This is a genomic window from Streptomyces sp. NPDC030991, from assembly GCF_055571235.1.
This window is the reverse complement of sequence record NZ_JBVIFR010000027.1, coordinates 53,751-68,896: the sequence shown is the minus strand read 5'-3', so window position 1 is coordinate 68,896 and position 15,146 is coordinate 53,751. Positions and strand designations below refer to the sequence as shown.

Sequence of the window (15,146 nt, the reverse complement as noted above, 5' to 3'; positions counted from 1 at the left end):
ACCCTGGGGTGCGGCTCATGTTCCCCACAGGAGGGCGCCGCACCATCGCGGCATGTCCCACGGAACCAGTCGGCGCCGGGCACGTACCGGCCGTCGGCACCCCCTCGTCCGATCGGCCGTCGCCTCGGCGGTGCTCGTCGCGGCCACCGCCGGCACTACGGTCTACGTGAAGGCGCAGGCGCACGACGCGACTGCCCTCGTGTCGAAGGCCGCCGCCGATGGAGGTTCCGTGTCCGCCGGGTCGCCGTCCCCCTCCCCCACCGCGGAGCCGGGCGCCCGGCTCGCCGAGGCCGTGCGGGCGGCGGCCGACGGACAGGACGGCGAGGTCTCCGTGGCCGTGCTCGACGTGGCGGCCGGGACGAGCGCGACGTACGCGACGGGCGGGGGGACGTACGACACCGCGAGCATCGTGAAGGTCGACGTGCTGGCCGTGCTGCTGCTGCGGGCGCAGGACGAGGGCCGGGCGCTGACCGCGCAGGAGAAGACGTACGCCACCGCGATGATCGAGCGCAGCGACAACGCGGCGACGACCGCGCTGTGGGGGACCATCGGCGGGGCGGACGGCCTCGACGCGGCGAACGAGCGGCTCGGGCTGGCCGGGACCAGCGGCGGCGACGGGCCGCTGTGGGGGCTGACCCGGACCACGGCGGCCGATCAACTCGCGCTGCTCAAGCAGGTGTTCGGGGTCGGGGACAGCGTGCTGAGCGCGGCGTCGCGGGGGTACGTGCGGGAGCTGATGGGGAACGTCGAGAGCGATCAGGCGTGGGGCGTCTCGGCGGCCGGGGCATCGGATGCCGAGCTGAAGAACGGGTGGCTGCGGCGGAGCACCACCGGCCTGTGGGTGATCAACAGCGTCGGGCGGGTGAGCGTCGACGGCAGGCAGTACCTGGTGGCCGTGGTCTCCCGCGGGAGCGCCACCAAGGACGCCGGGATCGCGCTCGTGGAGGCCGTGGCGAAGGCCGCGGTCCGGGTGGTCAGCGGCGCCGGCTGAGCCGGTGGCCGCGCCACAGGTGGACGGCCGCGCCGAGCAGCAACGCCCCGAGGACGTACGCGACGGGGGCGACCCAGCCGGCCGGGCCGTTGTCGTCGGGGTCGTCCGGGCCGGGCCCGAAGTACTTCTCGCCGTACGCGGCCGAGGTCAGGCCCCGCGGTTCCAGCTGCCCGCCCGCGCGGATCGCGGCGGCCGGGTCGACCATGCCGAAGCCGCGCGAGTCGTCGCGGCCGCCGCTCGGCGGGTCCTGGGCCGTCTCCTCCATGAGCTGTTTGATCTGCGCGGGGCTCAGCCCCGGGTGTGCGGCGCGGACCAGGGCGACGGCGGCGGAGACGAACGCGGAGGCGGCGCTTGTGCCCCACGCCGAGTAGTACTGGCGGTCGGGGTCGGCGGTGACGATGCCGCGGCCGGGGGCGGCGAGGGTGGCGTACCAGCGGCGGGTGGAGAAGTAGGCGCGGTTGCCCGCGGAGTCGACGGCGGTGGCCGTGATGACGCCCGGGTAGGCGGCCGGGTAGGAGATGTGGTCGCCCTTCTTGCCGCCGTTGCCCGCGGAGGCGACGACGGAGACGCCCTTCTCCAGCGCGTACTGGACGGCCTCGTCCTCGCCCGCCTCGGCGTGGGCGGTCGGTGAGTCGTCGCCGAGGGAGAGGTTGATGACGTCGGCGCCGTGGTCGGCGGCCCAGCGGATGCCCTCGGCGAGGGCGTCGCCGCGGCTCTCGCGGGCCTTGGCGCGGGCGGGGTCGCCATCCTCCAGGATGACGCGGACGGGCAGGATCTTCGCTTCGGGGGCGATGCCCAGGACGCCGTCGCCGCCCGCCGTGCCGTGCCCGTGGCCGGCGATGATGGAGGCTATGGCGGTGCCGTGGCGGGCCCAGTGGTCGTCGCCGCGGCCGGCGCCGAACCCTATGAGGTCCTTGCCCGCGAGGACGTTGCCCGTGAGGTCGGGGTGCTGGTCGTCGACGCCGGTGTCCAGGACGGCGACGGTGACGCCTTTGCCCTTGGTGGTGCGCCAGGCCTCCTCGGTGTGCAGGGCCGCGAGGCCCCACTGCTGGGCGCGGACCGAGTCGGCGTGCGCGGCGGCGGCCGGGAGCAGGGTGAGGGAGGCGGCGCCGGCGAGGGCGGCGATCCGGTGGCGGCGGTTCATGACGGTTGCTCCGTGGACTTCTGGACGGCCTTGCGCAGAGCCCGTTCGACCCGGTCGGTTATGCCCTGGGCCTCGTGGCCGAGTCCGGCCTGGGCGGGGGCGGCGGTGGCGCCCGGCTTCATCGCCTCGGCGGCGGGCAGGGGGTCGGCGACGGTACGGCCGTCGGCGAAGCCGGAGACCCCGTAGACGATGACCGGGGCGTCGGTCAGGACGTTGATGGACCAGGAGGCGCGCTGGGCGTCGCCGAAGTGCGCGGCCACGGTGCCCGGCACGGCGTACGGGCGAGGCACGAGGTCCGCGCGGGCGTCGAGGCCCTCGTCGGTGAAGCGGGTCCGCAGCGCCTTGGCCGCCTCGGCGTCGGCGCTGGTGAACAGCAGGCCGACGGTGGTGACGCTGCTCTGCGTGGCGTCGGTGTAGGTGGCCCGCAGCAGGCGCAGACAGCCGGCCGGGCGCAGCGCCTTGGCCAGGAGCGGGTCGAAGGCCTTCCGGCAGCCGCTGTCGGGGGCGACGCCGATCCGGGTCCAGGTGCGGTCGGCGCCGCCGGGGCCCGCGCCCTCTCCCTTGAGCGTGCGGGGAAAGAGCTGGTCGACGGGGATGCCGTGCCACAGCTCGGCGGCGTCCCGGTAGGCGCTCTGCGCGGAGACGGTGCCCTCGCCGTCGTCGCCGGTGAGCAGGGTGCCGGTCGCGGCGCCGCCGATCAGTCCGAGGCCGAGGACGAGGCAGGCCACCGCGGCGGCGGCGCGCGGGCGCAGCCGGGCGCCGACGGGGCGCAGGCGGGCCGTGCGGTCGTCGTAGTGCTCGGGGCGCGCGAACCGTACGAAGGGCCGCCCGGCCGAGCCCGGGAGCGGGGTGAGGTCGACAGTGCCGGGGGTCCGCCGGGGGGCCGGGGGCGTCGTAGGCGGGGCCGGCGGGACGGGGCGCAGGCGGGTGGTGGTCTCGTTCAGGTGCGCCACTGCGCCGTGGGGGGTCACGGGCGGGTGCGCGGGTGGTGCGCCGTCGTGGCCACTCGCGCCCCTGAGGGACGGTGCCTCGGGCGGGAGAGGGGTGGCTCGGGGGGCGGTGGGCGGCACGGGCGTGGGTGCCGTGCCGTTCCCCGCGCTGCTGGGGGGTATCGCCTCGGGCGGGAGCGGCACGGCCCGGGGCGCCGGCGTCGCGCGAGGGCCCGCGGGCGTGCCCCTGGGGGGCGTGGCGGCGGGAGGGGGCGTGTCCGGCAGGCGGGACGAGGGGGCCGGCGGGGGCGGCGTCGCGGGCAACGGAGGTACGCCGTCCCGGAGTTGCGGGCCGGGCGGCCGGACCGGGCGGGGCGGGGCGGCCGGCGGCGGGGGCGTCGAGGGACGCGGCGGGACACGTCGGGCTTCCGTGCTCATGCCTCCCCGTTTCCTCAGCCTGCGTGCGCGTCACTCTAACGGGCCTGGCCATGGACCGGGCCCGGCGGTCCACGGCCCCGGCCGATCTGCCCGGATCGTCCCTCTACCCTGCGGTAATCGGGTCTGGCAGTCTTCGCTCATGACACCGCGCGCCGCCGACCGGGCCCGCTTCGACCGGGCCACCGCACACCTCGACGCCCCCCTGGCAGTCGTCGATCTGGACGCTTTCGACGCCAACGCCGACGACCTCCTGCGCCGTGCCGCCGGGAAGCCGATCCGGGTGGCCAGCAAGTCCGTCCGGTGCCGGGCCCTGCTGGAGCGGGTGCTGGCCAGGGACGGGTTCGCCGGGATCATGTCGTTCACGCTGGCGGAGTCCGTCTGGCTGGCGCGGTCCGGGTTCGATGACGTGCTTCTCGCGTACCCGTCGGCGGACCGGGCCGGCTACGCCGAGCTGGCGCACGACCCCAAACTGGCGGGCGCCGTGACCGTGATGGTCGACGATCCCGCGCAGTTGCGGCTGATCGACGACGCCCGGGACGGGGGCCGCGAGGAGATCCGGGTCTGCCTGGAGCTCGACACGTCGTGGCAGGTCCTCGGCGGGCGGGTGCGGATCGGCGCCCTGCGCTCCCCGCTGCGCACCCCCGCCCAACTGGCCGAGCTGGCCCGGGCCGTGGCGCGCAGGCCCGGGTTCCGGCTGGTGGGGATCATGGCGTACGAGGGCCATGTGGCCGGGGTCGGGGACGCGTTGGCGGGGCGTCCGGTGCGGTCGCGGGCGATCCGGCTGATGCAGGCGGCGGCGCGCAAGGAGCTGGCCGTGCGGCGCGCCGAGGTGGTGCGGGCCGTGCGTGCGGTGGCGCCGGACCTGGAGTTCGTGAACGGCGGCGGGACCGGGAGCGTGCAGCACACCGCCGCCGAGGAGGCGGTGACGGAGATCGCCGCGGGGTCGGGTCTGTACGTGCCGCGTCTCTTCGACAACTACACGTCGTTCAGCGGCCGTCCGGCGGCGCTGTTCGCCCAGCCGGTGGTGCGCAGGCCGGGCGTCGGTGTCGTGACCGTGCTGGGCGGCGGGTATCCGGCGTCGGGCGCGCCGGGCGCCGACCGGCTGCCGGTGCCGTACCTGCCGGAGGGGCTGCGCTACGACGCCCAGGAGGGGCCCGGCGAGGTGCAGACGCCGCTGCTCGGCTCGGCCGCGGACGATCTGCTCCTCGGCGACAAGGTGTGGTTCCGGCACGCGAAGGCCGGTGAACTGTGCGAGCGGTTCGAGGCGTTGCACCTCGTGTCGGGCGATGAGGTGACCGCGACCGTGCCCACGTACCGCGGTGAGGGCTACACGTTCCTCTGAGCCGTCCGCCCCGCCGGGCCCGTCACGGGGTCGGGCCGAGGCTGGTGCCCACTCCCCCGCCGCCGGCCGTGGCGCCGACCGGGCGGATGCCCTTCACGATCGTGTCGAGGTCGGTGAGCGGCGGGGAGGCGCCGCCCACGTCGAGGGTGCAGCGCACGGCGACGAGCGACTGGGATCCGACGCTGGAGGGGAAGACGACGGACTGCACGTAGCCGCCCGGCCCCTCGGCCGTCGTGACCTTCCAGCGGACGAGGAAGCCGGCGCGTCCGGCGACCGCGCGACCTGGCGCGCGGCGACGACCTCATGGGCCGTCATGCCGCCGAAGGGCCGCTCCCCCACGGCGTTGGTGTCGTAGGCGAGATCGGCGGCGGCGGAGACGTCCTCGCCCGCCAGGTCGCGCGGGTTCGCGTCGGCGTCCGTGCCGGTCACGGTGCGGGTGGCGACGGTGCCGCGGCGGCACAGGCCGTCGTCGTACGGGCAGGTGTAGGTGCCCGGTGTGGTCAGGAGAATGTCGGCGGAGGACACGTTCTCGGCCTTCTGCCAGCCGTCGACGACGGGCAGGGTGATGCCGTTGAGCTGGTCGGTGACGCGGGAGGCGTCCTCGGTCGGGGTGGGCGCCGCGCTCGTGCCGGGCGGTGATGGCGCCGAGGTGGACCGGGCGGCCGGCCCGTCGTGCGCCGCCGCGCCCCCGTCGCCGTCGCCGTCGCCGGAGACGGCCATGACGGTCCCGGCCGCGGCGGCCGCCACCAGCGCGATGCCGGCGGCGGCCACGGCGACGGCCTTCCCGCGGCCACCGCCCGGCCCCCGCGACGGCGCGGGGGCCACCGGCGCCGGCGCTCTGCGGTCCTGGGTCCACGCGGCCCCGTCCCACCAGCGTTCGGTGGCCGGGGCGTGCGGGTCCGGGTACCAGCCGGGCGGCGGCGTCATGCTCATCCCGGCACTGTAGGCCGGGCCCGGAAACTCAGTACACCGAGTCCGTCTGATCGGGCACGACCGAACCGTCGTCCCGCGACAGTGGTCCGAATCCGCCCGCGGGCAGGTTGTAGGCGGCCGTCGAGCACGGGTACGTGCCGGATCTGCGCGGCAGCGGCTCGATGAACATCGGGTTGGCGACCCAGCGTCCGTCGGCGTTGTCGTAGGCGCGGCACATGATCTCGTTCTTGTTCCGGTTGAGCACGAGGTGGGCGCCGGTCGCGTCGCCGACGAACGTCACGTCGGTGTCGGCGTCACCGCCGCCGAGCGCGATGCGCTTGCCCCAACGCTGCTTGCTCCAGGCCGACTTGCCCTTGACGTGGAAGATCTCCTGGTTGATCCAGCAGCGTTTGCCGTCGATGTACGGGATGGCCTCGCCCTGGCTCACGGGGACCCCGCCGCAGCCTTCGTTGTACGTGGTGATGCGGCCCTTGTGGTCGAGGACGGAGCGGATCGCGACGGTGTGGGCGCGGTCGATGCCGACGCCCCGCGACCAGACCTCGGTCACCGGCTCGGAGCCTGCGGAGACGATGTAGACGTCGAAGCCGGCCTTCTGGAGCGTACGGATCAGGTCGCGCTGCTGCTCGTAGTAGCGGACGTAGCCGGGGATGGTGTGCGTGCCCAGTTTCCGGGTGGCGCCGACGGGCGCGGCGAGGGCCTCCTTGCGGGCGGCGGCCGCGTACGACTCCAGTTCGGGGACGGTGTGCCCGGCGAACAGTTGCGGCACCCAGGCGTACTGGGGCACGGTGCGGCGGTGGTTCCAGTCGCCCGCGAAGGCGGCGGCGCCGCTCATCGTCCTGCCGGACTCACGGATGTTGAAGATCTCGTCCGTGCAGTCGGTGTCCTTGGCGGTCGGCAGCGGGGCGCCCACGGGCACGGCCGTGCCGCAGGCGGCGGTGAGCGCCTTGTCGGCGTCGTCCGTCAGCCACTTGCTGGTCTTCTTCCAGCTCGCGGGGCGCAGGATCTTGTCGTGCCTGAGGGACCAGGCGATGGTGGCGTCGGTGACATCGTTCTTGGAGACGGTGTTGTCCCAGTCGAACGCGGCGACGGGGCGCGGGCCGCGGTGCCCGTCGCAGCTGCCCCGTTCGTCGATCATCCGTTGAAGCTTGGCCCGGTTCTTCCCGTACCACGACAGCTTCTTCGACAGCTGGGGGCAGGCGCGGGAAGCGGTGGGCGCGGACGTGGCGGCGGCCGCGGGGGAGACGAGAGCCGCGGCCACCACAGTGGTGACCACGGCCGAGGTCCACGCGGCAACATTTCTGTTACGCATGTCAGGGGACCGTACACCTGCCTGACGCGTCCCCTACAGAGGCGTGACGTAGGCGCCTGAAATGCCGCCGTCCACAAGGAAGTCGGTGGCGTTGACGAAGGCGGCGTCGTCGCTGGCGAGGAAGGCGACCGCGGCCGCGATCTCGTCGGCCTCGGCGAACCGGCCGACGGGGATGTGCACGAGGCGCCGGGCGGCCCGCTCCGGGTCCTTGGCGAACAGCTCCTGGAGCAGCGGGGTGTTCACCGGGCCGGGGCACAGGGCGTTGACCCGGATGCCCTCGCGGGCGAACTGCACGCCCAGCTCGCGGGACATGGCGAGGACGCCGCCCTTGGAGGCGGTGTACGAGATCTGCGAGGTCGCCGCGCCCATCCGCGCGACGAACGACGCCGTGTTGATGATGGAGCCCTTGCCCTGGCGTCGCATGTACGGGATGGCGGCCTTGCAGCACAGGTACACGGAGGTGAGGTTGACGTCCTGGACGCGCTTCCATGCCTCCAGGCCCGTGGTCAGGATGGAGTCGTCGTCCGGCGGCGAGATGCCCGCGTTGTTGAAGGCGATGTCGACCGATCCGTAGGTGTCATGGGCGGTCCTGAAGAGCGCCTCGACCTGCTCGGCGTCGACGACGTCGACCTGGACGAAGGTCCCGCCGACCTCCTCGGCCGCCTTCTTGCCCGACGTCTCGTCGAGGTCGCCGCAGACGACGTGGGCGCCCTCGGAGGCGAGACGGCGCGCGGTGGCGAGGCCGATGCCGCTGCCGGCACCGGTGATGACGGCGGTGCGGCCGACGAGGCGGCGGCAGATGATGTCCTGCGTCATAGGGAAGGCCCCTCCGTGCTGATGAACACGTTCTTGGTCTCGGTGAAGGCGGTCAGCGCGTCGGGGCCCAGTTCGCGGCCGAGCCCGGACTGCTTGGAGCCGCCGAACGGGGTGAAGTAGCGCACAGCGGAGTGCGAGTTGACGGACAGATTCCCGGCGCGGACGGCGCCCGACACCCGCAGGGCGCGCCCCAGGTCCCGGGTCCAGACCGAGCCGGCCAGGCCGTACGGGGTGGCGTTGGCGAGGCGGATCGCGTCCTGCTCGTCGGTGAACGGCAGCAGCACGGCAACGGGCCCGAAGATCTCCTCGGTGGCCGCGGCGGAGTCGGCCGCCTCGCCGGTGAGCACGGTCGGCGGGAACCAGAATCCGGGTCCTGCGGGCGCGTGGCCCCGGATACCGGCCGCGGTGTCGGGCACGAACTGCCGTACGCGGTCCAGCTGTTGGCGGGAGATCAAGGGGCCCATCTGCGTCTTCTCGTCCAGCGGATCGCCGACGACGACGGCGCCGAGCGCGTCCGTGAGCAGGGCCGCGCACTCCTCGTGGACGGATTCCTGGACGAGGACGCGGGTGCGGGCGCAGCAGTCCTGGCCGGAGTTGTCGAGGAACGAGAACGGGTCGAGGGCCCCGCGCAGGTCGGCGTCGGCGAAGACGATGTTGGGGCTCTTGCCGCCGAGTTCGAGGGTGACCGGCTTGACGCGGGCCGCGCAGCGCTCCATCACCTCGCGGCCGGTGCGCGTGGACCCGGTGAAGACGATCTTCGCGACGTCCGGGTGGTCGACGAGGGCGCGGCCCGCGACGCCCCCGTGGCCGGGCACGACCTGGAACAGGCCCTCGGGCAGGCCCGCCTCCAGGGCGAGTTCGGCGAGGCGCAGAGCGGTCAGCGGGGTCGTCTCGGCGGGCTTGAGGATCACGGCGTTGCCGGCCGCGAGCGCGGGGGCCGTGCCCCATGCGGCGATCGGCATGGGGAAGTTCCAGGGGGCGATGACGCCGACCACGCCGAGCGGTTCGTGGAAGGTGACGTTCCAGCCGCCGGGGGCGGGGATCTGTGCCCCGTTGAGGCGTTCGGCGCCACCGGCTGCGTAGAGCAGGAGGTCGCGTACGTTGCCCGCCTCCCAGCGCGCGTTGCCGATGAGGTGTCCGGCCTCGCGCACCTCGAGACGGGCGAGTTCCTCGACGTGCCCGTCGACGGTGTCGGCGAAGCGGCGCAGGAGCCGGGCGCGGTCGGCGGGGGCGGCGGCGGCCCAGGCGCGCTGGGCGCGGGCGGCCCGTACGACGGCGGTGTCGATGTCCTCGGCCGCGGCGGCGGGGACGGTCGCGACGACCTCTTCGGTCGCCGGGTTCAGTACCTGCAGAGGCGGGTGCAACGGCGGGGTCCTCACATGCGTTCGAAGGAGCGGCGCAGCTCCCAGTCGGTCACCGCGGCGTCGAACGCGTCGAGTTCGACCCGCGCCGTGTTGCGGTAGTGGGCGACGACCTCGTCCCCGAAGGCGGCCCGGGCGACGGGGCTGTTCTCCCACAGCTCGGCGGCCTCGCGCAGTGTGGTGGGGACGTGCTCGTAGCCGGCGTCGTAGGCGTTTCCCCGGCAGGCGTCGGGGAGTTCGAGCTTGTGCTCGACGCCGTGCAGGCCGGCGGCGATCAGGCCGGCGACGGCCAGGTGCGGGTTGACGTCACCGCCGGGGAGGCGGTTCTCGAAGCGGAGCGAGCGGCCGTGGCCGACGACCCGCAGGGCGCAGGTGCGGTTGTCGTGGCCCCAGGCGACGGCGGTCGGGGCGAAGGAGCCCGGCTGGAACCGCTTGTAGGAGTTGATGTGCGGGGCGTAGAGGAGGGAGAAGTCGCGCAGGGCGGCGAGCTGTCCAGCGAGGAAGTGGCGCATGACCTCGGACATCCCGTCGGGCCCTGCCATGACGTTCGTGCCGTCCTTGTCGGTGAGCGAGAGGTGGATGTGGCAGGAGTTGCCCTCGCGCTCGTTGTACTTGGCCATGAAGGTGAGCGAGACGCCCTGCTGGGCGGCGATCTCCTTCGCGCCGGTCTTGTAGATGGCGTGCTGGTCGCAGGTGACGAGGGCCTCGTCGTAGCGGAAGACGATCTCGTGCTGCCCGGGGTTGCACTCGCCCTTGGCGGACTCGACGGTGAGACCCGCGCCCGTCATGTCGTTGCGGATGCGGCGCAGCAGCGGCTCGATCCGGCCGGTGCCGAGGACGGAGTAGTCGATGTTGTACTGGTTGGCCGGGGTCAGGCCGCGGTAGTTCGCGTCCCATGCCTGCTCGTAGGTGTCCTTGAAGACGATGAACTCCAGCTCGGTGCCGACCTGGGCGCTCAGGCCGAGCTCGGCGAGGCGCTCCAGCTGGCGGCGGAGGATCTGGCGGGGCGCGGCGACGACCGGTGAGCCGTCCTCCCAGGCGAGGTCGGCGATGAGCATGGCCGTGCCCTCGTTCCAGGGGACGCGGCGCAGGGTGGTCAGGTCGGGCCGCATGGCGAAGTCGCCGTAGCCGCGGTCCCAGGACGACATGGCGTAGCCCTCGACGGTGTTCATCTCGGCGTCCACGGCGAGGAGGTAGTTGCAGCCCTCGGTGCCGTGGTGGAGGACCTCGTCGAGGAAGAAGCGGGCGGCGAACCGCTTGCCCTGGAGCCGCCCCTGCATGTCCGGGAAGGCCAGGACGACCGTGTCGATGTCGCCGCCCGCGACGAGGGCGTGCAGCTCCTCCACGGAGAGCGGGGGTGTGCGGTCTGCCACGGGAAAACCTCCTTGGGCCCCTGGGGTCCCTTGGGTCGGCCGAGAGCCATAAGGTATTGCGGAGAACCATTGCTTGGGAAGGGGGTGGGGCCAGATGTCGCACACGGATCCCGGTTCGCACCCGGACGCCGACGGTGGCCTCGGGACGGTACTGCGTCCGGTACGGGCGGGGAACGGCTTCGAGGAGGCGCTGGAGCAGATCCTCCAGGTCGTCCGGCTCGGCCTGGTGCCGGGGGGCGAACGGCTGCCGTCGGAGCGGGAGCTGGCGGACCGGCTCGGCATCAGCAGGGTCACCCTGCGCGAGGTGCTGAAGGTCCTCCAGGACCAGGGTCTTGTGGAGTCGCGGCGCGGGCGCTACGGCGGCACGTTCGTGCTGCCGCGTCCCGGCGCGGCCGGCGAGGACGAGCTGCGGCGCCGGATCAGGGGCGTGGACATCGAGGACGTGCTGCGCTTCCGGGAGGTCCTGGAGGTGGGCGCCGCCGGGCTGTGCGCGGCGCACGGGCTCGACGACGAGCGGGCCGGACGGCTGCGCGCGGCCCTCGCCGGCACCCATGAGGCACCGCTCGCCGACTACCGGCGCCGGGACACGCTCCTGCACCTGACCCTCGCCGAACTGTGCGGCTCCCCCTCCCTCGCCGCCCAGTACGCGGCGGTCCGCGCGACGGTGAACGACCTCCTCGACTGCATCCCGCTGCTCGTGCGGAACCTGGAGCATTCGCAGCGCCAGCACACCGCGCTGGTGGAGGCCGTGCTCGACGGGGACGCGGACGGCGCGCGGGAGATGACGCGCGAGCACTGCGGCGGCACGGCGGCGCTGCTGCGCGGCTTCCTGACCTGACGCGGCGCCGGCGGAAGGCCGCGGTTTCACCACGATGTAACGCAGGGGTCTTGCTTTCCGACCACGCTCCCCGCAAAGGTATGGCTCCATTCCATTGGACCGGAGCCGGGGAGCGGCCGCGCCATGAGCATGGACACCGGGAACACCCGTACACCGGCGGAGGGCGACGACTACCTGGAGCGCCGGGCCCTGCGCCGCGGCAGCGCCGGCTGGCTGCTGCTGACCGGGCTCGGCGTCGCGTACGTCGTCTCCGGTGACTACTCGGGCTGGAACTTCGGCCTCGCGGAGGGCGGCTTCGGCGGCCTCGGCATCGCGATGGCGCTGATGGGCGTGATGTACGCCTGCATGGTCTTCTCGCTCGCCGAGCTGTCCTCGGTGCTGCCCACGGCGGGCGGTGGCTACGGCTTCGCGCGCCGCGCCCTCGGCCCGTGGGGCGGCTTCCTGACGGGGACCGCCATCCTCATCGAGTACGTCCTCGCGCCCGCCGCCATCGCCCTGTTCATCGGCGACTACGTCGAGTCGCTCGGCCTGTTCGGGCTCACCTCCGGCTGGCCCGTCTACCTGGCCTGCTTCGTCCTCTTCATCGGCATCCACCTGTGGGGCGTGGGCGAGGCGCTGCGCTTCAGCTTCGTGGTGACGGGGATCGCGGTGGCGGCGCTGCTCGTCTTCGCGGTGGCCGCGTTCACCGACTTCGACGCGTCCCGGCTCGACGACATCCCGGCGGACCCGGGCGCGTTCGGCTCCAGCTCCTGGCTGCCGATGGGGGTGCTCGGGATCTGGGCGGCGTTCCCGTTCGGGATGTGGTTCTTCCTCGGCGTGGAGGGCGTGCCGCTGGCGGCGGAGGAGGTGAAGGACCCGGCGCGGACGCTGCCGCGCGCGATCCGCTGGTCCCTGGCGATCCTCGTCGTCCTGGCCGTCGTGACCTTCTTCGCCGCGGCGGGCGCGCGCGGCTCGGCGGCGATCCAGGAGGCCGGCAACCCGCTGGTGGCGGCCCTGCAACCGGACGGGAAGGCCACAGCGTGGAGCCGCATCGTGAACTACGCGGGTCTGGCCGGCCTTGTCGCCTCCTTCTTCTCCCTGATCTACGCCGGTTCGCGCCAGCTGTTCGCCCTGTCCCGCGCGGGCTACCTGCCCCGCTTCCTCTCCCTGACCAGCCGGCGCAAAGCCCCGTACCTGGGACTGCTCGTACCGGGCGCGATCGGCTTCGCGCTGGCCGCCGCGACGGGGGACGGTGCCCGCATGCTGAACGTCGCGGTGTTCGGCGCGACGATCTCGTACGCTCTGATGTCGCTGTCGCACATCGTGCTGCGGCGCCGGGAGCCCGGGCTCGCGCGGCCGTACCGCACGCCGGGCGGCGTGCTCACCTCCTCGGTGGCGCTGGTGCTCGCGTGCGCGGCGCTCGTGGCGACCTTCCTCGTCGACGTGACGGCGGCGCTCATCGCGCTCGGCGTCTACGCGGTCGCCGTCGGCTACTTCGGCTTCTACAGCCGTCACCGGCTCGTGGCGCGGGCGCCGGAGGAGGAGTTCGCCGCGCTGGCCGCGGCGGAGGCGGAGCTGGACCGGGATTGACCGCTGGAGCACGACCGAGGTTGGGGAGCACGGCACCATGGTGAGCAGGCCGCTGATCGGCATCAGCACCTATCTGGAGCGGCAGGCCAGTTGGGGCGTGTGGGAGCTGCCCGCGGCGCTCCTCCCGGTCGGCTACCCGCGGCTGGTGCAGGAGTCAGGGGGGCTCGCCATGATGCTGCCGCCCGACGACGCGAAGCACGCGCCGTCGGTGGTGGCCCGGCTCGACGGGGTGATCGTCGCGGGCGGCCCGGACGTGGAACCCACGCGCTACGGCGCCGAACGCGACCCTCGTACGGGCCCCGCGGCACCGGAACGGGACACGTGGGAGCTGGCCCTGATCCGGGCCGCGATGATCTCCGGCACTCCCCTGCTCGGCATCTGCCGCGGCATGCAGCTGCTGAACGTGGCGCTCGGCGGGACGCTGACGCAGCACCTGGAGGGCCACAGGAAGGAGGTCGGGACCTTCGGACGGCACACCGTGACGCCGGTACCCGGCACCCGGTACGGGGAGATGGTGCCCGAGGTCACGGAGGTCCCGACCTACCACCATCAGGCCGTCGCCCGTATCGGCAAGGGCCTCGTGGCGTCGGCCCACGCGGCGGACGGCACCGTCGAGGCCGTCGAACTGCCCGGCATGACCTGGGTCATGGGCGTGCAGTGGCACCCGGAGATGGGCGAGGACGCACGGGTCACCCGAGGTCTGGTACGAGCCGCCGGCGCACCGCACGGCTTCTGAGCCAGCCCGCCACGGCTTCCCCCCGGACCCGCTGGAACGCCCGGAGCATCAGCAGCCCCGACGGGTCCGGCCGACCGGCGTGGTCGAACAGGAACCCGGCGAACCCGGCGAGCGTCCGCGTGACGCCCTCCGGATCGGCGTCGCGGCCCAACGGGTGCGCGGTGAAACGGACTTCAGGATCGGGCCCACCGGCGAAACACCGCCAAATCAAGCCCCTCCGGCGATTGAGGAGCGGGGCCCGGGGCAGAGCCCCGTGACCTGAACGCCAACGCCGCCGAACCAAGGAAACCGGCGACCTGGAAGACAGCCCCCGCACCCCGAAAGCCGAGCGCAGCGCACCCGCTCAGGCCCCCGACCGAGTCAACCCCAGCAGATCCCTGGCGGGCCCCACCGGCAGGTGCCCCGTGGGCCAGACCGCCCGCAGATCACGCGCGAGCCGCACCTCCTCCAGCGGAATCCTGACCAGGCGCCGCCCGGACAGCTCCTCGCCGACGGCCAGCTCGCTCAGGACCGAGGGCCCCGCCCCGCTCACCACGGCCGCTTTCACCGCCGTCGTCGAGGACAGTTCGATCAGCGGCCGGGCCAGGCCGCCGAGCGCCGCGTCGAGGACCTGCCGGGTACCGGAGCCCTCCTCGCGGAGGATGAGCGGCGTCGCGGACAGCTCCGCCGCGGCGAGCGGCCGGCGTCTGCGGGCCCAGGGGTGGGCCGGGGCCACCACCACGATCAGGCGGTCGTGGGCGATGACGGTCGAGTCGAGGCCGGCGGGGACGGAGAGTCCCTCCACGAAGCCCAGATCGGCCTCGCCCGCGAGCAACCGCTCGGCGACCGCCGCGGAGTTGCCCGCGAGCAGCGACACCGCCGTGTCGGGCCGCGCCGCCCGCAGGGCGATCAGCCAGCGCGGCAGCAGGTACTCGGCGATCGTCATGCTCGCCGCCACCCGCAGCCGCGAGTCCCGCCGGTCGCGGAGTGCCTGCGTACCGGCGTCGAACTCCTCGGCCGCCTCCACGACACGCCGCGCCCAGTCCGTGACGAGGGCGCCGGTGTCCGTGAGCCGGGAGCCGCGCGGCGACCGGTCGACGAGGGCGAGGCCGAGCCGGCGTTCCATGGAGCGGATCCGGCTGCTCGCCGCGGGCTGGGTGATGCCGAGTTCACGCGCGGCCCCGCCGAGGCTGCCGAGGCGGGCCACGGCCAGCAGCAGCTCCAGCGCGCCGAGGTCGGGGACGCGGTGCGCGAGCATGCCCGGCGGCGGGGCCGTGACGCCCGTGGGACCTGTCGGCTCCGTGGACTCACTGCGCTCCTTGCTCATAAAGGAAGCTTATGCCCCCATAGTGACAGCGTCCCTGGTGGGGGCCGCGCCTACGCGCGAC

13 protein-coding genes are annotated in these 15,146 nt (G+C 73.8%); 5 read left to right on the top strand and 8 right to left on the bottom strand.

Annotation, left to right across the window (positions count from 1 at the left end; genetic code table 11):
- Positions 1 to 52 precede the first annotated feature (52 nt).
- Positions 53 to 991, top strand: a complete 939-nt coding sequence (locus ACZ45E_RS34840; RefSeq protein WP_468228957.1) for a serine hydrolase — start codon at positions 53 to 55, stop codon at positions 989 to 991.
- Here ACZ45E_RS34840 and mycP read toward each other — a convergent pair.
- Together mycP and ACZ45E_RS34830 are read right to left on the bottom strand one after the other, a co-directional pair.
- On the bottom strand, positions 975 to 2,135 hold the full coding sequence (mycP, locus tag ACZ45E_RS34835; protein ID WP_468228953.1) for a type VII secretion-associated serine protease mycosin: 1,161 nt from the start codon (positions 2,133 to 2,135) through the stop codon (positions 975 to 977). The genes ACZ45E_RS34840 and mycP overlap by 17 nt on opposite strands.
- Positions 2,132 to 3,088: a hypothetical protein gene (locus ACZ45E_RS34830; RefSeq protein ID WP_468228950.1), complete on the bottom strand. Its 957-nt coding sequence runs from the start codon at positions 3,086 to 3,088 to the stop codon at positions 2,132 to 2,134. Before ACZ45E_RS34830 ends, mycP begins: the two co-directional genes overlap by 4 nt.
- Before the next feature lie 553 nt (positions 3,089 to 3,641).
- On the opposite strand from ACZ45E_RS34830, the gene ACZ45E_RS34825 reads away from it, so the two are divergent.
- Positions 3,642 to 4,844: an amino acid deaminase/aldolase gene (locus tag ACZ45E_RS34825; RefSeq protein ID WP_468228947.1), complete on the top strand. Its 1,203-nt coding sequence runs from the start codon at positions 3,642 to 3,644 to the stop codon at positions 4,842 to 4,844.
- Positions 4,845 to 4,937: 93 nt separating this feature from the next.
- On the opposite strand, the gene ACZ45E_RS34820 is transcribed toward ACZ45E_RS34825, so the two are convergent.
- Genes ACZ45E_RS34820 through ACZ45E_RS34800 form a run of 5 tightly spaced genes read right to left on the bottom strand, consistent with a single transcriptional unit; the run spans position 4,938 to position 10,636 of the window.
- Complete coding sequence (locus tag ACZ45E_RS34820) at positions 4,938 to 5,777, bottom strand: DUF2510 domain-containing protein (RefSeq protein ID WP_468228944.1); 840 nt, start codon at positions 5,775 to 5,777, stop codon at positions 4,938 to 4,940.
- A 28-nt stretch (positions 5,778 to 5,805) separates the two neighbouring features.
- Complete coding sequence (locus ACZ45E_RS34815; protein ID WP_468228941.1) at positions 5,806 to 7,086, bottom strand: HAD family hydrolase; 1,281 nt, start codon at positions 7,084 to 7,086, stop codon at positions 5,806 to 5,808.
- A 33-nt stretch (positions 7,087 to 7,119) separates the two neighbouring features.
- Entirely contained in the window at positions 7,120 to 7,902 is a 783-nt protein-coding gene (locus tag ACZ45E_RS34810; RefSeq protein WP_468228939.1) for a 3-oxoacyl-ACP reductase, read from the bottom strand.
- Complete coding sequence (locus ACZ45E_RS34805) at positions 7,899 to 9,266, bottom strand: aldehyde dehydrogenase family protein (protein ID WP_468228936.1); 1,368 nt, start codon at positions 9,264 to 9,266, stop codon at positions 7,899 to 7,901. The genes ACZ45E_RS34810 and ACZ45E_RS34805 overlap by 4 nt, the downstream gene beginning before the upstream one ends.
- An 11-nt stretch (positions 9,267 to 9,277) precedes the next feature.
- Entirely contained in the window at positions 9,278 to 10,636 is a 1,359-nt protein-coding gene (locus ACZ45E_RS34800; RefSeq protein ID WP_468228933.1) for a glutamine synthetase family protein, read from the bottom strand.
- A 94-nt stretch (positions 10,637 to 10,730) separates the two neighbouring features.
- On the opposite strand from ACZ45E_RS34800, the gene ACZ45E_RS34795 reads away from it, so the two are divergent.
- The 3 genes from ACZ45E_RS34795 to ACZ45E_RS34785 all read left to right on the top strand — a co-directional run bounded on the left by ACZ45E_RS34795 (position 10,731) and on the right by ACZ45E_RS34785 (position 13,779).
- Positions 10,731 to 11,474 carry a FadR/GntR family transcriptional regulator gene (locus ACZ45E_RS34795; RefSeq protein ID WP_468228930.1) on the top strand — a complete coding sequence of 248 codons (744 nt, stop codon included), beginning with the start codon at positions 10,731 to 10,733 and terminating at the stop codon, positions 11,472 to 11,474.
- A gap of 129 nt (positions 11,475 to 11,603) precedes the next feature.
- Entirely contained in the window at positions 11,604 to 13,043 is a 1,440-nt protein-coding gene (gene eat, locus ACZ45E_RS34790; RefSeq protein ID WP_468229039.1) for an ethanolamine permease, read from the top strand.
- A 37-nt stretch (positions 13,044 to 13,080) separates the two neighbouring features.
- Positions 13,081 to 13,779, top strand: a complete 699-nt coding sequence (locus tag ACZ45E_RS34785) for a gamma-glutamyl-gamma-aminobutyrate hydrolase family protein (RefSeq protein WP_468228928.1) — start codon at positions 13,081 to 13,083, stop codon at positions 13,777 to 13,779.
- Between the two features lie 343 nt (positions 13,780 to 14,122).
- Here the strand turns inward: ACZ45E_RS34785 and ACZ45E_RS34780 are convergent, their stop codons facing one another.
- Positions 14,123 to 15,016 carry a LysR family transcriptional regulator gene (locus tag ACZ45E_RS34780; protein WP_468229037.1) on the bottom strand — a complete coding sequence of 298 codons (894 nt, stop codon included), beginning with the start codon at positions 15,014 to 15,016 and terminating at the stop codon, positions 14,123 to 14,125.
- Positions 15,017 to 15,146: the final 130 nt, after the last annotated feature.